Consider the following 21,154-nt stretch of genomic DNA (forward strand, 5'->3'; position numbering starts at 1 on the left):
TCATCTTGATGGTCATCCCCAATTATAAACCGATCGCCGTAAACGCTGACCAATAATAGGCTTCTGCGAAGGGAGGGTCATTAAATAAACTCAAACGGTCTTCCACTTCTTCCACTTCTTCCTCCGTCGCTTTCTGGTCATGTTTTAGCCAGTGGAGAACATCATCAGAAGATAAACCCCGTAACCAGGTTTGAGCCGCTTGCAGGGCAGCCGTGACCGAGGGATAGTCTGGTAAAATTTGATAGAGGCGCAGAGTCACCAGAGTAGCCGCCAGTTCATCCACTTCCCAGAGACTGGCGACCACCGTTCGCGCTCCGGCGTAGAAAAAGGCACTGGATAATCCCACATAGTCATCTGTACTGGAGGTTTCCACCAACCCAGTTTTGCAAGCCGAAAGCACCAGCAGGCGACAGAGGGGAATATTAAGACCGTTGAAAATATCCAGAAAGGTCAGCTTTTCCTCATTCGCCAGTCTCAGATAGGCGTTGAGGGGGTTGCGCTGGTCAAATTCACCGTGACAGCCAAAGTGAACCGTGTGACTCTGCTCAAGGAAGGTTTGGGTGTGGGGTTGGCTTAAATTAGCAAGGATAGCTTGGTCGCGACGCAAGACTTGATGGGGGCTGAATTGGCGACGCAACAGTTCCACCCCCCACTCGGCATAGTCGAGGTCTTCCGTCGGGTTTTGGATGGCGAAGAAGGGAACCGTTTCCCGGTTGAGGGGGGGACGCTGCTGGAGATTGTTGAGAATTTGACAACTGGGGGCATATTGGACGGGGAACCAGTCTTGCAGGGGTTTTCCCTCATTCCCAGAAGGCGAGGGAAGAGAGACGGGGAGAGCGTGGAGGGGGATGAGGTGCAGTTCCCGGTGGGGAATCAGGATGAGGTGTTGAATCTGGGATAATTCAGCCAGAAGGCGGGGGAGTTGCAGGGCGGCGCTGAGGGTTTCGAGGCATTGGGGGAGTTGCTTCTTCCAGGTGTCTTGTCCGTAGTCGCTGCGGTAGTCCAGTAGCGCTTGGTCGAGGTGTTCGCGGTCTGTGGCGCTGAAGTGGTGGGGGGTAATCTGGATTTGCTCGTCTCGGCGGGTGACGAGGAAGAGGTAAAACCCGGAGTCGGCTTCGGTGGGGAGATACCACTCGATGAGGGCGGTTTGGGGCTGGAGGAGGCGGCGCAAGTCCGGGAGTTGGGCGGGGACTTGTTGGGTGAGGGTAAAGTTGGGGTCGTCGAGTTCGGTGAGCAGGTCTTGGAATTGCTGGTTGGCGGCTTGGAGTTGTTGGCGGATGAGGGTTTCGGGTGAAGGTTGGTTGGGGTGCTTCTCGGTGGCGGGGGTGAGGGTGTCGCTGGGGGTGAAAGCGAGTTGTTGTTGGTAGATGGCGATTTGACGGCGCAGGTCACTGATGCGTTGTTTTTGTGCGTCGGTGGCGTTTTTGGGGTAGAGGTGGGCGCTGTCGAGGAGTTCAATCAGGGTGCGGGATTTACTGCGTTCGACAGTGAGCAAGGCTTGGGCGTAGTCTTGGTGGTTGATGCAGGCTTGCACCATTTTTTGATAAATATCGAGGGAGTTGGCGATGAGTTCCCGTTTGGTGGCTTCGGAGATTGCCCAGTAGCGGCTTTGTTCGATGGCAAGGATGGCTTGGTTGTAGCCTTCGATGGCGATTTCCCAGTTTTGGAGGTTGTAGCCGAGGTCGCCGAGAGCGCCTCCGGTTTGGAGAGCATTTAGGGGGAAAGAGGAGGGTGTATAGACTTCTAGAGCAGCTTTGTAGCAGGCGATAGCTGTTTCAGCCTCACCCTGTTCTTCGTAGATAGTCCCTAAATTATTTTGAACCGTTGCCCATTGTTCGGGAAAGGCAGTACAGGTACAGACTTTTAATGCTGCTTTATAGCAAGCAATAGCTCTCTGAGTATTTTCTCTCTGTTTGCCTTTGATCCGCTTTCCATAAGCATTCCCTAAGTTATTTTGAGTGATTGCCCATTCATAGGGAAAAGCCGTATGGGTATAAACTTTTAATGCTGCTTTACAGCAAGCAATAGCCCGTTCTATGTTCTGACTACGGTCTCCTAGGATGCGCTCTCTATAGGCACTCCCAAAATTACTTTGTGTCTCCGCCCATTCCTCAGGTAATCTAGTAAAAGTTCTTACTTTTAATGCAGCTTTGTAGCAATAAATAGCCTTTTCAAGATGTTCCGACCTATTTCCTATAATCCTGTCTCTATAGGCATTTGCTAAATTATTTTGGGTGGTTGCCCATTCATAGGGATAGGCGGTGCGGGTATATACTTCCAAAGCCGCTTCATAGCAACCAATAGATATTTCAATATTTCCTGAACGTTCTTCATCAATGCGATAAAGGTAGGCATTTCCCAAATTACCTTGAATCATTGCCCACTCGTCAAGAAAGCCAGTACGGGTGTAAACTTTTAATGCCGCTTCATAGTGAGAAATAGCCCGTTTGATATTTTCTACTCGCTTCCCGTCTATGCGGTAGAAATAAGCAGTCGCCAAGCCATTTTGAGTCTCTGCCCAATCTTCTGGAAAGCTAATATAATTCCTTACTTTTAAAGCGGATTGATAGTAAGTAATAGCTCTTTCAAGGTTTTGCGATCGCTCCTCTCGAATACGGTCAGAGTAGGCATTACCCAGGTTATTTTGGATTATAGCCCATTTTTCAGGAAAATCGTTATAAGTAAAAATTTCTAATGCTGCTTTATAGTAAACAATAGCCTGTTCAATGTTCTCAGCCCGATTTCCTTGGATGCGTTTACTATAGGCATTACCCAAGCCATTTTGAGTTCCCGCCCACTCTTCAGGAAAAGCCATAGATGTGCAGACATCCAATGATGCTTCATAACAAGCAATAGCCTTTTCAATATTTTTTGATCGATTTCCTCGAATTCGTTCTCCGTAGGCATTTCCTAAGTTATTTTGTATATCTGACCATTCTTTAGGAAATTCGACACGGGTACGAACTTTTAATGATGCTTTATATAGTTTAATAGCAGCCTCTATATTCTTAGCCCTCTCTCCTCGAATACGCTTGCTATAAGCATTCCCTAAGTTACTTTGGATCTCTGCCCAACCTTCCCTAAATTTTCTATATGTAAAGACTTTTAATGCTGATTTGTAGGCACTAATGGCAAGTTCTATATTCTCGGATCGCTCTTCTCTGATCCGAAATAAGTAGGCATTTCCCAAGTTATTTTGGGTGGTTGCCCAATCTTCGATGAAAGTGGTTTTAGTATAAACGTCTAAAGCAGAATTGTAATAAGCAATAGCTTGTTCTATATTCTCTCCTCGCTCCCCCCATATCCGAATTAGGTAGGCATTCCCTAAGTTACTCTGAGTCCCTGCCCATTCATAGATAAAAGTAGTAGGAGTATATACCTCTGATGCTACTTGGTAGCAAGCGATCGCCCGTTCCAAGTTTTTAGCCCGCTCTTCCTTGATCCGAAATAAGTAGGCATTCCCTAAGTTATTTTGAGTGGCTGCCCAATCTTCGGGAAAAGCAGTTCGGGTATAAACCTCTAGTGCCGCTTGATAGCAGGCAATTGCAATTTCAATATTATCAGATCGACTCCCCAATGGAAATTGATGAACATCAATAGCAATACTATTAAGTAATCCGGCTAAGGAGTGATTTCGTTCTGAATTATTGACTTTTGTGTCAAGTTCGGAGTGAAACCATTGAACAAGACTAGCTACAAAGGTCAGATCGAGTTTATCTTGATATTCAGCCAACAAACTCTAATTCTAAAGGGATGGATTCTGGCATCTCCTGCACCGACTTAACTTTAAGCCAAGCCGCTTCAATTCCATTAACAATGGTTTCAGAGTTAGGAAATCCTGATTCAACGGTTTCCGAGTAAACCGCTTGGGGAATGACTATCTCAGTAAACAGGAATTTTAATATATCTAAGCGATTAATACTTGCAAAGTTAATCAAAGGCGTAGCATTACAAATGACTTTAACCATCCCACAATCCTGAGTGAATCGCTTCGATATCCTCTGCTAAATCATCTTTGTCGTATTGCCGAACAATATGATTTTCTCCCAACAGTTTTTGAAATTCCCACACGGAATAATTCAACAACCGACGGGCTTGACTAAAGGTAAATATCTTGTTTTCATAAAGTTGCATGGCAATTTGTTCCAAAACTGCCGTCTCACCTTGCTCAATTAATTCGATGGGAATTTGTATATTAATTGCTTGCATCTACCATCACCTCATCATTTCAAAAGACATTCATTAATCACTCTCGCGATCTCCACCGGATACCTCACCTGGACAGGCGAGGAGTTCTTGAATCAGGGAAAGATAAGCCTGCGATCTCTGTTCATCCATAGCCACACAAGGGGTAGAGGATACCATTCCGATTTTACCCCAGACCCAGCTTTTTATCATTAACTCACTTAAAGGAGAAGTATCACTCACAACGATCATAGCCATCCCTTAGCCGTTAAATGCTGTATATCCTCCTGCAACTCCTCCACATCATAATGAATATTGATACCCCTATCTGATAGAATTTTTTGAAATCTAACCTGAGAGATATTCAGTAACTCTGCTGCCTTACCCAAACTAATTTTTTCCTGCTGAAACAGTAATAATACCAACTCGATAATCAACTCTTGTTCAGAGAGTCCACTGGCTTTAACAATCTCTTCGGAAATTACTAAGCTCATCATATTACCTTGAAAAATATAAATCCATCCAAAACTTTCTTAAGTCTTCCAGAAAAAATAGAGATGATGTCAGAAACCCGGTTTCTTGTCACCTCATTTTCTAAAGATCTCTGATTTTCTGTAAATCCTGCAAAAACTTCTCCCGCGTAACCGACATTAACACATCATCTCCAGATTTCGCACTTTTTCCAGTTCCACTGCGATCGCTTCACTCGAAATGAGTTGCCATTCTCCGGTGCGAACTCGTTCCAGAATAGTTAAAACTGAGTCTCCCTCTAGCCGAACCCGTTCCTGCGCCCAGTCATCAAAAGGGCGATTGAGACAACATACATCTAAATATACCGCAACCATCAAACCCCCTACAAATTAGCTGCCACCAACTCGCACACCTGCACAAACCCCTCATCCACCAACTCCAGATGACCAACCGTTGAGGATTTGCGGTTCCTCCCCTTCTCCCTTAACAATGCGGAAAATAATACTATAGTCACAAAATGATTCACCTGTTATAAACAGGACTTACGCAGCTACACCACAGATGGTGGCAAAGGTGCGTTACGCTTCGCTAACGCACCCTACACATAGAGGCTTTGCGTAAGTCCTAATAAAGACTCAGAGTAATGGATTTGGCGGTAAAATATGATTTTTGCTACAGTCCTTTTTAAGACGGTGTAGTACGGAATATTCATTATGAATGATTCAGGATTATCAACAGTAGCTCATCAAATCCCTATTCCTCATGGTATAACCATTTCCGCTGAATCCCTAAAACAACTATGTCAACACTGGCAAATCGTAGAGCTTTCTCTCTTTGGCTCAATCTTGAGAGAAGACTTTAATGCCGATAGCGATATTGATGTATTAGTGGAATTTTACGAAAAAGCCAGAATTACATTTTTCGATCTCGATGTTATTGAGCAACAACTGAGCCAACTGTTTCATCGCCCCGTTGATGTCGTCACCAAACCAGCAATTGAACAAAGCCATAACCCTATACGTCGCCAGAATATTTTAGACAACTCGAAAGTGATTTATGAACAGAGATAAAGAGGTTTTACTGGATTTGATTAGAGCCAGTCGCTTAATTGTGGAATTCTGCGAAACCTTGGACTATCAAACCTTTGCCGAAGACTTAAAAACTCAATCCTCTGTTCTCTATCAAATCGTCATAATGGGCGAAGCTGTGAACCGCCTATCGCCAGCATTCACCCAGGCTCATCCAGCAATTCCTATCAACGCAATTCGAGGAATGCGTAACCGAGTTGTTCATGAGTACAAAGAAGTTGATATTAAAATCCTGTGGGAAGTTATTCAACTCAATATTCCCCAACTTCTCCAGCAAATGCAAACCAGCCTCGCAGAAATGAAAGAGTAGGCTATAAACCTTAGTCGGGGCGGGTTTAGTCTTATCTGGGTGCAACGGAAAAGATAGTAGTAAAACCCGCCCCTACACAATTTTCCAAGGAGAACCACCAAATCCGCCAACTGATGAGCGTGCGATCGCGCTGTGCATGGTGCTATTATGTGATCGCTTCCTTCGGGATGGTGGTGTCCCGCATGGCTGATCTACTGTTATGCGATCGCGTTTCTCCTACACTACAAAAATTTCTGCCAATTATTTACAAGTATCAGGTTCGTTTGTGTGTATAGATAGCGATAGGTAAAATTATGTCGAAATCAAAGCAAATTAAATCTCACTGGCCCCCTGGAAAAGAACCTTGGTTAGCTGTTAACTTATCTAGGTTTTTTCCAGGTTTAGGGCAAATTTATGCAGGTCAAGTAACTCGCGGATTGATTATTAGCGTCAGTTACATAGTGTTAATCGGTTTAGCGATAAACTTAGCCTTCAGCACTCTGGATACTATAACCGTTTTGACTGTATTAGTACTGGTAGTACTGGGACTATTATACCTGTCAGTTTGGAACTTATTTGATGCTTATCGCTGTGTTAAACGCTCAAACTCGCCTCGTTTTGAAAAGTTTAGAATCAGAAACAAAGATCCATGGCTAGCCGTTTTTTTGTCTCAGATTATACCAGGATTGGGACATCTATACCTAAAAAAATGGACAGGAATTTTGTGGTTTATCCTGTTTATGATTTCTGGCTTGATTCCCGGATTGCTCTTTTTTTTCATGGGGTTCGTTGTTTATCGCGCTTATGCGGCTTCACCTATTCGACGCGAGAGAACATGGAAACCTATACTAATTGTTTCTCTTTTTGTGATTATTAGCAATTTTTTGCCAAGTGGGATAAGAAGCTTTGTCGCTGAATCCCGTTATATCCCATCAGGTACAATGGAGCCGACACTACAAGTTAATGATCGTTTACTCATTAATAAGTGGAGTTACCACTTCCAAAAGCCACAACGAGGAGATATTGTGGTGTTTTCTCCCACAGAAGCTCTCAAGCAGCAAAATTTTAAAGATGCATTCATTAAGCGTATCATCGGTCTACCCGGAGAGAAAGTAGAAGTTAAAGCGGGTCAGGTTTATATCAATGATCAACCTTTAGAGGAAAACTATATTGAAGAGCCTCCAGAGTATACTTATGATCCTGTCACTGTACCGCCTAATTCTTACTTTGTCCTAGGCGATAACCGCAATAACAGTTATGATAGTCACTATTGGGGGTTTGTTCCTATAGAAAATGTTATTGGTAAAGCAACTAAACGATATTGGCCCCCTAACCGAATAGGTACTGTAGAGTAATGATACTCAATCCACGTTGGAAACCCCCTTTATCGGTTGGGTTCTTTTTCCTTTTATACTATTTGCCTTTTGCCTTCTGGGGAGCCTGTTAGGATTGCACACCATATTCAAGCGAACAATGGCGTTGGGTTTGTTGGGTTTCGTTCCTCAACCCAATCTACTTGGCGTTGGCACAGCTAAAATGGTGGAGTAAATTTTACCATTGAATTGGGCGCATGTCGGTCATTCGTGTCAACTTAAGCCAAAGCGCAAAATCCCCCAGTCACCTAAGACAGGGGGAAATTTTTGCGAATTATTGCAGGTTCACCAGAACGCCGTCTTGCCTCAGCTTATGACCTGGAAAACCAGGTGGGTATCGTGGACACTCGTTTTAAGTTTCCGGGTTCATGCCCGGTCTACTGCCACAAGGTCTCTCGATTCCCTTTTACATACAGACAAGATCAAAAAACACTATTGGCAGTCACCAACGTCCCAGTGAGAACCTGTATCCCTATTCTAACGATTTATTTTCAGATGTCTACTGTCCCGTATCGCCACCTTCTGCAGGGGCGCATGATTAGCCATGAAACAGTCTGCTGTTCATGCCTAATCATGCGCTGTCGCTCTAAGCTAAACTGATGAGTGTCATCGATCGCAAATTATGTATGATGTTCGGGGTTATTCTCAGATGGTGTACAGCGAACCCCATTCCTATCTTGTCAAACTGGGGTTATTCCACTGGAACAGTTGGCGTGAGAAGCATCCTGATGTTACTCCCATGCTGGAGGGTGCTAACCTAAATTTATTGGATCTGAGTGGGTTTAACCTGAGAGGGGCTAACATTCAAGGGGCGAACCTCTTTGGCACGGATTTGCTTGAAGCCGACTTGACCGATGCCAATTTGAGAAAAGCTGATTTTACAGGCGCAGATTTTAGAAATGCTCTTTTAAGCGGCGCTGATTTATCTGAAGCCCGATTGATTAGAACTCAAGCTTTAGGTACAAACTTTGAGAGAGCCATATTTACAGGAGTTTGCTTAGAAGATTGGAATATTGATAGTACAACCAACTTAACTGGAGTTACTTGCGACTATGTTTATCTTAAATCCAGATATTCTCCTAAGAGTAAACGATATGTACTGCAAGAACGCCGTCCTCATAGTGGTACATTTGAGCCGGGTGAGTTTACGAAGCTTTTCCAAAAAACGCTGGAAACCGTTGAGTTGATTTTCCGCAAGGGGATTGATTGGCAGGCTTTTCTGGTTGCTTTTCAAGAGTTGGAGAAGGAAAACGATAATTTTCCGGTTTCTATTCAAGCGATTGAAACGAAGCATCGAGGTACTGTCGTTATCCACCTCAACGTTCTTCCAGAGCAGGATAAGGCAAAAATTGAGCAATCGTTTAAGCAGCGCTATAAACAGGAACTTCAACGCATTGAGGCAGATTATCTAGAAACGTTAGGTGTTAGAGTTCAGTCAGAGGATTTAATTACCAAGTATCGCCAACGAAATGCTGATTTCAAAGCGATGATTCAGATTATGGCTCAAGCTCAAAGTGACTTTGTTTTAAAGGGGATTTCCCAATTAGAATGATTTGTCATTTGTCATTTGTCATTTGTCATTTGTCATTTGTCATTTGTCATTTGTCATTTGTCATTTGTCATTTGTCATTTGTCATTTGTCATTTGTCATTTGTCATTTGTCATTTGTCATTTGTCATTTGTCATTCGTCATTCGTCATTTGTCATTTGTCATTCGTCATTCGTCATTTGTCATTTGTCCTTGGTTAAAGATTGCTGTCGCCCCAAATAAGAGCGAAGAAAGTTGGGGTACTTCACCCGTACCACAGGGTTTCTATTGTTTGTGCGATCGCCTGGGGGTTCTTCCCTGAGCTAGAATCTAGGAGAACGGTGACATGACCGAGTTTGCGCCCAGGGCGCGATTGCTTTTTCCCATACCAATGCACATAAGTTTGCGGCTGACTGGCGAGTTTTTGCCGTTTTTCAAGGTAATCATTTTGGGAATATTCATAACCCAATAGATTAACCATGACCGCTTCTTTACACTTAAGTGTTGGTTTTGTCAAGGATAATCCAGCAACTGCCCGTAAATGCATTTCAAACTGCGAAGTGTCACAAGCCTCTAGACTAAAATGTCCAGAATTGTGGGTACGAGGGGAGACTTCGTTGACATATACCTGATTATTGGCGGTGAGAAAGAGTTCAATCCCAAACACGCCCACGGCTTGTAGACTATTGAGTAAGGTATGTGCGATCGCGTTAATCTCTTGTTCTGTCTCTGGGCTAATCGGGGCGGGAATAATCACCCGACGGCACACTTGATTTTCCTGCTGGGTTTCGACAACCGGGTAAACCACTACCTCACCGCTTACAGAACGAGCCGCGATGACAGCTAATTCTCGTTCAAAGGGTATAAATTCCTCGACGAGTAGAGGTGTATCGGCAAGTTTTTGCCAGAGTTCCTGGAAACTCTCTCTATCCTTAAAAATAAACGTGCCTTGACCATCATAGCCGTGGCGTCGCGCTTTGAGAACTAGGGGAAAATTCAGTGTATCGGGGTTGAGGGGTGTCTCTAGTAAGTTAAAAGCAGGTTGGGGTAAGCCAATGTCACGTAAATAGCAACGTTGGTGATATTTATCGAGTAGGGGGGCTAAGGCGTCTAGGCGGGGGCGAAAACAGACACCTTGGTTTGCCAAGGGGAACAACGCATCCAAATTAATAAATTCATTCTCAAATGTGATCACATCACAATGGGCAGCTAACTTTGCAGTCGCGGCGGCGTCATCAATCGGGGCAAAGATGGTATCGGAGGCAACACTAACGGCTGGATCAGTAGGCTGGGGTGTTTGAATCACCAAATCCAAACCCAATGATTTAGCCCCACCTCCCATCATCCAAGCCAGTTGTCCACCACCGATTACCCCTACTCGTTTCACAGTCTTAGCCATCAATAGGTTTGAGTCACTCGTTTGCCATGTTAGCGGATTTTGGTGTCAACGTTTTAGGACTTAGGCACAGATCTTGCTTATGGTAGCAGGGCTAATTCATGTAAGGAAAGCTGTATTTATGAATTCAGCCAAGCCGGATTAGTAAATGATTAAGCCGCAAGTTCTTAAGTGCTTTATTAGTGACTATCAACGCTTAATTCATTGTCAACCAAGTCCATACGGGCGAACTAGGATAAAATCGAGAAGTTTGAAACCGACTCCAGTCAGATGTTATTACTGTAGCTGTGATTACTCAAACATAAGCGGCTACCTGTCTACAATCATCCTGTTGAGAATGGTGCTTGGCGTCGAAAAATAACCAATAATAGTCAAACCCATCCCGACTATCCGAAAAACTCAAAACTCTAATCACCAACCATGAGCCAACCCACACCCGATCAACTGCAAATCTTTCTTGATATCGCCACAGAAGCCGCCATGGCAGCCGGGGCAATCTTGCAAACCTACTGGGGTAAACTAGATGCCGTAGAAGAGAAAGGGCGTCCGGGTGATTTAGTCACCGTTGCCGATAAAGAAGCAGAAGCCGTCATTTTAAAAGTATTAAGGCGTCATGTCCCCCATCATGCTATTTTGGCAGAAGAATCGGGTCAAGGGGGAGATCAACAGAGTAAATATCGGTGGGCAATTGATCCCCTCGACGGCACCACCAATTATGCTCATCAATACCCCATTGCCTCTACATCAGTGGGATTACTCATTGACGAAATCCCGCAAGTGGGAGTGATCTATAATCCCTTTCGCAATGAACTCTTTCGCGCCGCTAAAGGATTAGGGGCGACTTGCAACCGCCGTCCCATTCACGTCTCTAACACATCGACTTTCAATCAAAGCTTACTGGTAACTGGCTTTGCCTATGACCGTCGCGAAACCCCAGATAATAACTATGCCGAGTTTTGTCACCTAACTCACCTCACCCAAGGCGTTCGCCGCAGTGGTTCAGCCTCACTGGATTTGGCAGATGTGGCTTGTGGACGCTTAGATGGTTATTGGGAACGGGGAATTTCGCCCTGGGATATTACGGCTGGTGTAGTATTAGTGCAAGAGGCAGGTGGCACAGTCACCGCTTATGATGGTAGCCCCCTCGTCCTAAAATCTGGACGAATTCTCGCCACCAATGGTCAAATTCACGACCAACTCAGCCAGGAACTTTTACAGACACCACCTCTGTCCAGTTGGAATTGAGAGCAAGTCCGTCTAAACTGAACTCTTACACCATTTTCAGTAAGCCCCGGCATCTGCCAAGCACTTAAGGATGTCGTCGGCTAATTCGGAAAACCTAATCCCCAGCCCCCTCCCGTCCCCTTTCAAAAGGGGGAAGCCAGCGGATGCTTCGCTTTTTGTTCCATGGGGAAGCCAGAGTACCCTTATCTTGGGAATTGTATTTTCTACAATAGCTATGAGGATGTCAAGGGGGTCTCTCATCTCTAAGACAGACTATAAAACTATTCTTTCGTCACAGCAATTGGACAGCACCCTATGGCTTTTGAAATTGAACGCGGACTCTTTAAGTATGATTTCACGGATTATCATGCCATTCTAGGCGTTCCCGTCGATGCGGATGAGAAGACAGTCCGGAAGCAGTATCTCAAAGTAACTCGCCGTCTCCACCCTGACAGCAGCAAATTCAAAACAGATGAGGAAAAACAGCAAGCCAATGAACTGTTAACCAAACTCGTCAATCCTGCCAAGGAACAACTGTTTCGCGGCAGTCGCGACTATAAGATCAGTTTAGGACACATGGGCAAGCGTCTAGCCGCAGAAGGAGGAAAAATTTCTATTTATAGTGATGTGGCTAAACAATTGGCAAAAGCTGGTGCAAATGCCGATTCTGTTTATCGAAACTCCTTGAAATCGCTAGCCTCTAAGCAATACGAATCTCTTGATCGAGTTGTGGACGTCACTGGCGAAATCAGTGAACTCAACTTAGTTTACTTGATGCTTAAAGGAAAAACATCCAAATCCGGCATCGGCAAAACCTCTCCAGGAACAGCCGTTTCCAAAACAGCAGGACCGGGTAAGGCGGTCAAGAAAACCCAAGCTGGCGCTGCTACCAGTGATGCCTCAACCAAGGGGGGTGGAACTCAAGAAGGCTCAAAAGTTGCTGCTTATATCAGTCGTGCCGACAGCTACATGCAGAAAAACAATTTTGCGGGTGCTGTTTTAGAATTACGAGAAGCCCTCAAATTAGAGCAAACCAATAGCAAATGTCATGGCTTATTAGGGTTAGCTTATTTAAAGCAAAATCAAGTGTCCATGGCTAAGGTTCACATTAATAAAGCCTTGCAATTAAATCCGCAGGAAGAAAATGCATTGAAAGGGAAACAATATATCGACAAATTAACCCAGAAATCAGGTTCAGGCAAAAAGCCGAAAGAGCAATCGGGTGGCGGGGGTTTATTTGGAGGATTGTTTGGCGGCAAGAAAAAGTAAGGGAATCAGGGACAAAGGATAAAAAATGAAACCGTTTTTAGGTTGGTCGGTTGTTCCGGCAGGTTTCACCCTGATGTCCCTCAACCCACCCTATCCAAGTGCGAGAATTTTTTGACCGATGGATGAGGGATGAGGATATAAACGTGCAGAAGCCTCTGACATCCTGTCCGTCTAAACAGTCATAAATTCCTTTTCCCTGGCATCCTTGCTTTTTTCCTTGAAGCCCTCAGCTATCTGTAAGTAGGTTGATGGAAATAAACTCAACCATGTTAAGTTATGTTAACAAGCCTCAAACCCTTACAAATGACGTAGCTTGCTTCTCGCTCTCGCGAGTATGACGAATGACGAATGACGATCCCCACCGTTAACTTTAATTGTCCCCACCTACTTATTCTGCCTTGTTTCCACCAAAGTGTAAGTATTCAACCGGACATGAGATAACTTGCAAAAAGGATCGTTGGCGGTAGATGATAGGAGAGGAATCCACCCTGTAGGTGGTTAGCAGATTGAACGATAGGTGGATGAGTAATCTAGAGTTTTACGATTATAAGCCGCACCTAAGCAGCTTACGTGAGGAGATATTCAAGGGTTTGACTCAACCCCAAAAAGCGATCGCGCCCAAGTTCTTTTATGATAAACGTGGGTCAGAACTGTTTGATCAGATCTGTGAGGTGGAGGAATACTATCCCACCCGGACAGAAATTCATCTGTTAAAAACCTATTGCCGGGATATTGCCCAACTCGTGGGTCAAGATTGCTTGCTGATCGAGTATGGTAGTGGCAGTAGTGCCAAAGTCCGCCTTCTGTTAGATGCCTTGCCGCATCTAGCTGGATACATGCCCATCGATATCTCCCAAGAACACATGCTGCAAGCGTCAGCAGAACTAGCACAATCCTATCCTGACTTGGATGTGATCGCCGTTTGTGCCGATTATACCCAAGATTTTCAACTGCCGCCCTACAGCAAAAAACCCGTTAATCACAAGCTAATTTTCTTTCCGGGTTCCACGATTGGCAATCTCGATCCCCAGGAAGCCATCCATCTGCTGAAACAGTCGCGTCGTCTTTTGGATAAAGGCGATGGCATGTTAATTGGTGTCGATTTGAAAAAAGACCCAGCTATTTTAAATGCTGCCTATAATGATGCCCAAGGAGTCACGGCTGCATTTAATCTCAACCTGCTAGAGCGGATTAATCAGGAGTTAAACGCTAATTTTGATTTATCCCATTTTCGCCACTGGGCTTTTTATAATCCAGATAAAAGCCGCATTGAGATGCATTTAGTTAGTCTCAAGGAACAAAGCGTCGTTATCGATGGCACACCGTTTCACTTTCGTCAAGATGAAACAATTCACACCGAAAATTCATATAAATACAGCATTGAAGAGTTCCAGGATATGGCAAATTATGCTGGATTCGATGCTCAACAGGTATGGACAGATGCTGATCATCTCTTCAGTCTCCACTACCTAACGATTAGCCATTAGAAAATTTAATTCCCGGTTCCCTAGAAGGGCGGGTTTAGTCAAATTATCGGTTTATGGCAAAATGTGAGCGGTAAAACCCGCCCCTACATCCCTGTTCCCTATTCCCTGTTCCCTATTCCCTGTTCCCTGAAAAATGGCAAAAGCTGACAAAATAAACTTTTCTTGTCCGAGTGGTTTTCCCGAATTTCTCCCCGGCGAAAAGCGTCTGGAGATGTATTTGATAGATACCATCCGCCAAGTTTTTGAGCGATATGGATTCACCCCCATCGAAACTCCAGCAGTTGAGCGATTAGAAGTCCTGCAAGCCAAAGGAAATCAAGGGGATAATATTATTTACGGATTGCAACCAATTTTGCCGCCCAATCGCCAAGCCGAAAAAGAACAGGCGGGAGAAAGTGGTTCAGAAGAGAGGGCATTAAAGTTTGATCAGACGGTTCCCTTAGCGGCTTATATTGCCCGTCACCTAAATGAACTTCAGTTCCCCTTTGCCCGCTATCAGATAGATGTGGTATTTCGGGGAGAACGGGCAAAAGCGGGACGCTATCGCCAATTTCGCCAATGTGATATTGATGTAGTGGGTCGTAATAAGCTGAGTTTGCTCTATGATGCCCAAATTCCAGCGATTATTGCCGAAATTTTTACGGCGATTAATATAGGAGAGTTTTTGATTCGCATCAACAATCGTAAAGTTCTCAGTGGGTTCTTTGAGTCGATTGGTTTAGATGAGAGCAAAATTATGCCCTCTATTCGGATTGTAGATGCCGCCGAGAAAATTGGCGAAACGAAGGTTAAAAAAGCGCTCCTGGCTGAAGGGTTATCAGATGAACAAGTCGAACAAATTTTAGCCTTCACCAAGATTCAGGGGTCAGTAGATGACGTGTTGGCACAATTAAACGCCATGCTTGAGGATAAACCAGACGCTCAGGTATTGAAAACGGGCATTGCTGAACTAGAAACGGTGATTACCGGAGTGCGGAATTTGGGGGTGAGCGATCGCGTATTTTGCATTGACCTCTCCATTGCCCGTGGATTAGATTATTATACGGGAACGGTGTATGAAACAACACTCGTTGGTCATGAAGCCTTGGGCAGTATTTGTTCCGGGGGACGGTATGAAGAACTCGTGGGTATGTTTGTTGGGGATAAAATGCCAGGAGTGGGCATTTCCATCGGCTTAACTCGATTGATGAGTCGGTTGATTCAAGCCGGGATTCTAGAATCCTTCTCGTCTACACCCGCCCAAGTGATGGTGGTGAATATGCAAAGTGACCTGATGCCCCTGTATTTAGACGTATCTCAGAAACTGCGTCAGGCGGGAATTAGTACAATAACCAGTTTTGACGAGCGTTCTGTGGGCAAACAGTTACAGCAAGCTGATAAACGGGGAATTCCCTTGTGTGTCATTATTGGCTCTGAAGAAGCAGCCGCTCAACAATGCGGTTTGAAAAACCTGAAAACCGGGGAGCAAATTGCTGTCAATATAGAGCAGCTAGCTGATGAGGTGAGCAAGCAACTAGCCTAAGCATTCCTGTAGAGACGCGCCATGGCGCGTCTCTTTGTAGCATAAATTACAGACAATTTGCTAATCATCCGAATTAGGTGTGATTACTGGATTACTGTTGCTAGCGATCGCGTATTTCCGAAAAATGAACCATGAACTACACTGCCACCAAAGCGTCTTGATAACGGTTATGGAGCAAACTGACATGAACCTGACTAAGAGCATACCAGGTTTGCTCACTGACCACTCCATCTTCCACTAAGCCATGACGTTTTTGGAACGATCGCACAGCACGTTCTGTTTGTTCGCCAAAATCACCATCAATTGGCGCTGAATAATCCTGAGTCAGATGCAGCACCCACTGTACAGGAATCACCATATCATGTCTGCTACCTCGATTGAGTACAGGCATATTAACCGGGGAACCTTGATAAAGAGCCTGCCACGTCAGAGAATCGACAATACCATCAGCTTTGAGGAACATACTTTGCTGAAATTCCATCACAGCATCATGAACCGAGCGATCAAAATACCCTCCCATGGGACCCGTATAGGTGCCGCAATGAGCCAAAAGCTTTTGCAGTTCTAAAACCTCGGCTCCCACCGAACCCAGTTGCAGTATAGGTTTGCGAACCGACGATTTAGCGGTGAGTCTAACCTTTGATGTCGTTTCCGGATTAAAAAGCGCTTGCATAGTACAGTCCTCATAAGTTTAAGTACTGGACGCCAGGAAATAAATTTCCGGCTTAAAGCTAAAGTAAGCTAAAGCTTACTTCTCAACTTAATCCTACAGTAGGTTTAACGGAAGGGAAATCAAACAAAAGCGATCGCGCCTGAGTGGGAAGGTTCAAGAGTGCGATCGCTTAATTAAATTTAACGGATTTTATCTCAACCTGTGGAAACCCGCGCAGGCGGGTTTCGTTTGTGTAGCTGCGGTTACCCTACGGGAAGCCGCTCCGCGTCTACAACCGCCCAATTAATATGATGTCCGGCTAGGCGAGGATAAAATCGCTACTGTTAAGGGCACTCGCTTGAATCCCCGTCAAGATAGCTAAGTCTGTATTGAAGACACTAATGCGAGTATCATTCCCATCTTGAATCAGGTCGAGCTGTTGGAACGTGATGCCCAAACCACGAATGCCAATCCGGTCAATCTCTACCTCAAAGTCAGTAATCGTGTGAGCCGCACTGGGAACAAAGCCATTAACAATCCAGAACTGCTCATCACCATTGCCACCCGTCATGGTGCTACCCCCATAACCACCGAACAATAGATCATCGCCGTCGCCGCCTGAGAGTTGGTCATTGAAACCAGCAATCAGGATATCATCACCTTTGCCGCCAAACAACTGATCGTTGAGGTTGGCTAACAGTTCATCGTCGCCTTTCCCACCATCGAGTAGGTTGTTTCCCGCACCATTGGATACATCCAGGCGATCATCGCCAGCTTCACCAAATAATTGGTCGTAGCTGTTGCCAATCAGTGTATAGGAGAAGGTGTCAAATCCGGTTTCTTCATTGAAAATGGTAGGAGAGAATCCGAAAGAGCTATTGGTATTCGCTAGCGTGTCCAACGTATTTGACACAATCGAAACGAAGCCAAAATCGTTAAAGGAAGTGGGTGTACCTTCGTTGGTGAGGAAGTTCCAATCAAAGCTCAATTGAGTGCCAGCCGATACTGTTACTGTTTGCTTGATTGCTGAACCAATGGTAGCATTGCCATTACCCAGACCATCTAGTGCATCGCGGCAAAAATACTTGAGCAGCTTCGTAGAGACGATGAAGCTGGGGGAGCTGAGGGAGCTGAGGGAGCTGGGGGAGATATTAGCTGTTCAGTTATTTCTGCCTTCTTGCACTAGGCTTCCGGAAGTCAACCCCAAGAAAGTTTCTAGTTGGGTATCGTTTACAGCACTACCTCCGTTAGTGAGTAACGCTTGATTGGTTCCCTCCGTTGGACCCGAACCAAAGGTAGCACGCGAATGAGCGATTTTTTTGACAAAACTTTACACAACCTGAACAGTCAGACACAGGATTTACTCCTTCACGCTCAATGAATGTAAGTCAAAACTAATGCAACGAAACACTGTATCTGGGAGGTTTACGCTTTCGGGCGTAAGTCCTCAAAAATTAACCTGAATTTAACCTTACTTATGTAGCCGTAAGGTTAGAACATCGATGTCTAGTTGAGGAGTATAGACGTTTCTTTGCCGGAAATCCAAATAGTTAACAAAACTTATGAACATCCACATAACCAACTGTCTCAGCCGACATTGAAACCCCTACAGGACTTAGGCACAGTGTCTATATGTAGGGTTTGAATCCTCAAATTGCGTCCTACCCTAGTCATTTGCCTACATCCAGTCATTAACATAAAGTTTTGTAATAAAAACTGACCGATCGCGTAAAATCTTCCCCTTCAGCCAGAGTGATCCAGTGAACGGTTAAGCTGTTGTAATTCGCAGAGTAATTTCGTCGCGTCAGATATCTGACATGGACACTGGGAATCATTCTGCTTTGTGGACAGCCTAGTTAAAGAGGTCATCTGATGAACTTGTTACTTGGAATTGCTTTATTTTTCCTCGGTTTTATCTTGGCAATCATTGGCGGGTTTTGGACGCTAATTCTCGCCTTCATGGATCACTGGGGTTGGGGATTGGCTTGTTTATTCATTCCTTTCGCCGGTTTAGTCTTTATTATCATGAAATGGAGTAATCAATCAGTCAGGCGTTCTTTCTTCCTACAGCTTGCCAGTTTACCGTTGACGGGATTAGGAATGCTTTTTGGCGGACTCTCTGCCTTTAACTTGATTTCCAATAGTACAATTCCTCTATCGGAGGATGACATTTTCGTAGAAATGCCAGAATCGGAGGTATCTATAGATACAGAACAAGAGTTATCTCCAATACAAACGCCCGCTAGTTCTCCTACTCCTGAGGTGGCTGTATCTCCATCTCCACCTCCCCCTCTATCTCCTACACCGAATACGACTTCATCCCCTACCGCCAAACCCGACTATACTCAATATATGCGGATTGGTTATGCGGCTTTCGACCAGGGAGATTATCAGACGGCTTTAATTAATTTCAAAAGAGCCTTAAATCAAAGACCAGGAGATAGCTATGCGACAAAAGCTATTGAAAATACGGAAGCGATAATTAACCGCAACCGCTAAAGCTTTGATGCAGCAATTTAAATGACCCCAATTAGCTCAGAAACAATACCTCAAGAGTTGAGTTCCCTTTGACTATTATGAGTGTTGACAATGAATGATTCTGGCAAAAACATAATAATGGATACAGGAATGAATCGGACGTATTTAAATTTGGAGATTAATGGATGTCTAATACATCTCAAAAGACTGAGTTACTTAATTTACTTCTTGAGGTCAAACAAACTGTCCCAGGAAGTATAGAGCGAAGGCAAACGGTAACCAAACTCGTTGATCGAATCCTGCGATCGCGCCCAATATGCCGTCCACTTAAAGATCAATCCCTATCCCCTGCTTGCCAAGACATTTACCAAGCCGCACGCCAGCAACTTTTGGGTACTCTGTCCTCGGATATTGACCGCTACAATCCTGAAAATGAATCTTTAAGAGAATGGGCAAATCTACGCATGCGGGAAGCCTTTCAAGACATACTCACTGACAACCGTCTTAAACCGCTAGCCCTAGAAGCGAAACAGCATCCAGCCCAGACACAGCAACGCCAATATCTCTTAACTGAACTCATTAATGCGATTCAACTATCCCGGAGATTGATCCATCCCCAGCGAGGTGAACTTTCTCGTGATTTTTATAACATAATTTATGATGATGCTGTCAATCGGACATTGCTTTATGTTTTCCAAAAAATTGACTTATATGACCCGGAACGAGGGAAGGGGGTATTTATGAATTGGGTTAACTTTAGACTGGATAGAACATTAAGAGACATTCGAGCCTCTTACCAGATTACCCAAGATAAGCCAATTGCTATCGAGGAAATAGATAATCTGGGAACAACTGAAGCAGTTCCCACGACATTTGAAATAATTATGCACTATGTAGAACGTGACCCCGACAATATTTTTAAACGGGAAGTGATTCAAAAAAATCCCAACGCCAGCTTTCAAGCTATATTTTTAGCCAAACGGATTCAAGGGAAAAGCTGGAAAGAGATTTCTCAAGACTTGGGAATCCCCGTAACCACCCTAAGTAGTTTCTATTGGCGCTGTATTCAACGGCTTGCGCCCAGAATTAGACAGTACGTCCAAGACTGTGCATAAGTTCGTCATTGGTTTATGTTATTTGTAATGATTTGAGTACGATTTACAGAACGGGTGGAGTGTTCGGTTTATTTTCAACAACCCACTTATTAGATTACGGCGACACCGATAAACAGGAGAAAACGTGATGATTCATATCAATAAAGCCTCGATGTCTAAAGTTAAGCTAGGTTGGCAAGTCCATCAAAACGCCAAACAGTTTCGTCAACATCAATCCACTCCCTTTAATTTTGTCAACGCGCAGCAGGTTTATCTGAATACCTTAGCCGTGTATGCAGTTAATGACTACCTCAAACGCCAAGGAATAGAAACAGACTTAACTGGAAGCGATAGCTGGGACCCATTAATCCAGTCTTTAGCCAATATTGCCGACTTAAAGGTTAAACGGCAAGGGCAATGGGTAAAACTTGAGTGTCGTCCTGTGTTCTCGGATACAAACTCGGTTTACATTCCAGCGGAAGTTTGGGAAGATAGGATTGGTTATGTTGCCGTCGGGATGAATGAATCTCTCACCGAAGCAACGTTACTGGGTTTTACTCAAACTGTGACTACGGAGGAGTTATCTCTTAACCAATTCCAATCTTTGGATGATTTGCTCAAGTGTCTTCAACCCAAACGTGAACCATCACCTCTAGTTAACTTAAGTCAATGGTTTGATAATATTGTGGCAGAGGGTTGGCAAACGGTTGAAGCATTATTGGGTACACCAGACGTTAGTCTAGCATTCAGAAGTGTCAATCCGGCGACGGTTAAGCGGGGGAAGATAATCCAACTGAAAGACCACAATCTAGCACTTATACTTGACCTGAATCAAGACAATGAACAAAATGTTCGCATCCGGGTTAAAGTTCGCTGCTTAACGAGTAACACCCCTTTACCCGAAGGAATTAAGTTAATGGTACTGGATGAAACCGGAGAACCTTTTCTAGACACCCAAGCCGGAAACGCTGATCATTCGATTCAAACTAAACCCTTTCAGTTTATTGATCAACCTGAGGAAAAATTTACCGTTAAAGTGGTGCTGGATGAGGAGAGCGTAACGGAGGATTTTATAATTTAAACTGAGTCAAGCCGGAA

Annotated in this window: 20 protein-coding genes, 1 other RNA gene and 1 pseudogene; 11 read left to right on the plus strand and 11 right to left on the minus strand. The window is 44.4% G+C overall.

The features are described from left to right. Nucleotides 1-22 precede the first annotated feature (22 nt). The 7 genes and pseudogenes from RIC07_RS04240 to RIC07_RS04270 form a co-directional block, all read right to left on the minus strand. Entirely contained in the window at nucleotides 23-3,733 is a 3,711-nt protein-coding gene (locus RIC07_RS04240) for a CHAT domain-containing protein (protein ID WP_446393414.1), read from the minus strand. Continuing rightward, nucleotides 3,726-3,968: a hypothetical protein gene (locus tag RIC07_RS04245; protein WP_446393415.1), complete on the minus strand. Its 243-nt coding sequence runs from the start codon at nucleotides 3,966-3,968 to the stop codon at nucleotides 3,726-3,728. The genes RIC07_RS04240 and RIC07_RS04245 overlap by 8 nt, the downstream gene beginning before the upstream one ends. Beyond that, a complete protein-coding gene (locus RIC07_RS04250; RefSeq protein ID WP_446393416.1) occupies nucleotides 3,961-4,209 on the minus strand; it encodes a UPF0175 family protein in 249 nt (82 codons plus the stop codon). Before RIC07_RS04250 ends, RIC07_RS04245 begins: the two co-directional genes overlap by 8 nt. A gap of 33 nt (nucleotides 4,210-4,242) precedes the next feature. Then, nucleotides 4,243-4,443, minus strand: coding sequence for a hypothetical protein (locus tag RIC07_RS04255; RefSeq protein ID WP_446393417.1), 201 nt, complete (start codon nucleotides 4,441-4,443; stop codon nucleotides 4,243-4,245). Beyond that, on the minus strand, nucleotides 4,434-4,679 hold the full coding sequence (locus RIC07_RS04260; protein ID WP_446393448.1) for a UPF0175 family protein: 246 nt from the start codon (nucleotides 4,677-4,679) through the stop codon (nucleotides 4,434-4,436). Before RIC07_RS04260 ends, RIC07_RS04255 begins: the two co-directional genes overlap by 10 nt. A gap of 168 nt (nucleotides 4,680-4,847) precedes the next feature. Beyond that, nucleotides 4,848-5,030, minus strand: a pseudogene (locus RIC07_RS04265) (hypothetical protein); the annotation flags it as partial. Nucleotides 5,031-5,038: 8 nt separating this feature from the next. Beyond that, nucleotides 5,039-5,170 (minus strand): hypothetical protein, encoded by a 132-nt coding sequence (locus RIC07_RS04270; protein WP_446393418.1) that lies wholly within the window; start codon nucleotides 5,168-5,170, stop codon nucleotides 5,039-5,041. Between the two features lie 199 nt (nucleotides 5,171-5,369). On the opposite strand from RIC07_RS04270, the gene RIC07_RS04275 reads away from it, so the two are divergent. The 3 genes from RIC07_RS04275 to lepB all read left to right on the plus strand — a co-directional run bounded on the left by RIC07_RS04275 (nucleotide 5,370) and on the right by lepB (nucleotide 7,388). Further along, nucleotides 5,370-5,726 carry a nucleotidyltransferase family protein gene (locus tag RIC07_RS04275; protein WP_446393419.1) on the plus strand — a complete coding sequence of 119 codons (357 nt, stop codon included), beginning with the start codon at nucleotides 5,370-5,372 and terminating at the stop codon, nucleotides 5,724-5,726. Further along, nucleotides 5,713-6,054 carry a HepT-like ribonuclease domain-containing protein gene (locus RIC07_RS04280; protein WP_446393420.1) on the plus strand — a complete coding sequence of 114 codons (342 nt, stop codon included), beginning with the start codon at nucleotides 5,713-5,715 and terminating at the stop codon, nucleotides 6,052-6,054. The genes RIC07_RS04275 and RIC07_RS04280 overlap by 14 nt, the downstream gene beginning before the upstream one ends. Before the next feature lie 293 nt (nucleotides 6,055-6,347). Next, nucleotides 6,348-7,388 carry a signal peptidase I gene (gene lepB / locus RIC07_RS04285; RefSeq protein ID WP_446393421.1) on the plus strand — a complete coding sequence of 347 codons (1,041 nt, stop codon included), beginning with the start codon at nucleotides 6,348-6,350 and terminating at the stop codon, nucleotides 7,386-7,388. Nucleotides 7,389-7,687: 299 nt separating this feature from the next. Here lepB and ssrS read toward each other — a convergent pair. After that, nucleotides 7,688-7,869, minus strand: a non-coding RNA gene (ssrS, locus tag RIC07_RS04290) — 6S RNA. 159 nt (nucleotides 7,870-8,028) lie between these two features. On the opposite strand from ssrS, the gene RIC07_RS04295 reads away from it, so the two are divergent. Further along, a complete protein-coding gene (locus tag RIC07_RS04295) occupies nucleotides 8,029-8,958 on the plus strand; it encodes a pentapeptide repeat-containing protein (protein WP_446393422.1) in 930 nt (309 codons plus the stop codon). 241 nt (nucleotides 8,959-9,199) lie between these two features. On the opposite strand, the gene RIC07_RS04300 is transcribed toward RIC07_RS04295, so the two are convergent. Next, nucleotides 9,200-10,333 (minus strand): 5-(carboxyamino)imidazole ribonucleotide synthase, encoded by a 1,134-nt coding sequence (locus RIC07_RS04300; protein ID WP_446393423.1) that lies wholly within the window; start codon nucleotides 10,331-10,333, stop codon nucleotides 9,200-9,202. Nucleotides 10,334-10,750: 417 nt separating this feature from the next. Here RIC07_RS04300 and RIC07_RS04305 point away from each other — a divergent pair, with 417 nt between their 5' ends. The 4 genes from RIC07_RS04305 (at nucleotide 10,751) to hisS (ending at nucleotide 15,832) form a co-directional block, all read left to right on the plus strand. Next, complete coding sequence (locus RIC07_RS04305) at nucleotides 10,751-11,575, plus strand: inositol monophosphatase family protein (RefSeq protein WP_446393424.1); 825 nt, start codon at nucleotides 10,751-10,753, stop codon at nucleotides 11,573-11,575. Between the two features lie 294 nt (nucleotides 11,576-11,869). After that, the gene (locus tag RIC07_RS04310) at nucleotides 11,870-12,823 is read left to right on the plus strand and encodes a J domain-containing protein (protein WP_446393425.1); all 954 of its coding nucleotides are present in this window, start codon (nucleotides 11,870-11,872) and stop codon (nucleotides 12,821-12,823) included. Between the two features lie 521 nt (nucleotides 12,824-13,344). Continuing rightward, nucleotides 13,345-14,310 carry an L-histidine N(alpha)-methyltransferase gene (egtD, locus tag RIC07_RS04315; protein ID WP_446393426.1) on the plus strand — a complete coding sequence of 322 codons (966 nt, stop codon included), beginning with the start codon at nucleotides 13,345-13,347 and terminating at the stop codon, nucleotides 14,308-14,310. A 133-nt stretch (nucleotides 14,311-14,443) separates the two neighbouring features. Next, on the plus strand, nucleotides 14,444-15,832 hold the full coding sequence (gene hisS, locus RIC07_RS04320) for a histidine--tRNA ligase (protein WP_446393427.1): 1,389 nt from the start codon (nucleotides 14,444-14,446) through the stop codon (nucleotides 15,830-15,832). Between the two features lie 136 nt (nucleotides 15,833-15,968). Here hisS and RIC07_RS04325 read toward each other — a convergent pair whose 3' ends face one another. Beyond that, a complete protein-coding gene (locus tag RIC07_RS04325) occupies nucleotides 15,969-16,505 on the minus strand; it encodes a peptidoglycan-binding domain-containing protein (RefSeq protein ID WP_446393428.1) in 537 nt (178 codons plus the stop codon). 298 nt (nucleotides 16,506-16,803) lie between these two features. After that, nucleotides 16,804-17,472, minus strand: a complete 669-nt coding sequence (locus RIC07_RS04330; protein ID WP_446393429.1) for a calcium-binding protein — start codon at nucleotides 17,470-17,472, stop codon at nucleotides 16,804-16,806. 884 nt (nucleotides 17,473-18,356) lie between these two features. On the opposite strand from RIC07_RS04330, the gene RIC07_RS04335 reads away from it, so the two are divergent. The 3 genes from RIC07_RS04335 to RIC07_RS04345 all read left to right on the plus strand — a co-directional run bounded on the left by RIC07_RS04335 (nucleotide 18,357) and on the right by RIC07_RS04345 (nucleotide 21,137). After that, complete coding sequence (locus RIC07_RS04335) at nucleotides 18,357-18,983, plus strand: tetratricopeptide repeat protein (protein ID WP_446393430.1); 627 nt, start codon at nucleotides 18,357-18,359, stop codon at nucleotides 18,981-18,983. A gap of 164 nt (nucleotides 18,984-19,147) precedes the next feature. Continuing rightward, nucleotides 19,148-20,077, plus strand: coding sequence for a hypothetical protein (locus tag RIC07_RS04340; protein ID WP_446393431.1), 930 nt, complete (start codon nucleotides 19,148-19,150; stop codon nucleotides 20,075-20,077). Between the two features lie 127 nt (nucleotides 20,078-20,204). Further along, nucleotides 20,205-21,137: a DUF1822 family protein gene (locus RIC07_RS04345; RefSeq protein WP_446393432.1), complete on the plus strand. Its 933-nt coding sequence runs from the start codon at nucleotides 20,205-20,207 to the stop codon at nucleotides 21,135-21,137. Nucleotides 21,138-21,154 lie beyond the last annotated feature (17 nt).

The organism is Coleofasciculus sp. E1-EBD-02 (assembly GCF_040218245.1).
In the GTDB taxonomy this organism is placed as follows: Bacteria; Cyanobacteriota; Cyanobacteriia; order Cyanobacteriales; family Coleofasciculaceae; genus Coleofasciculus.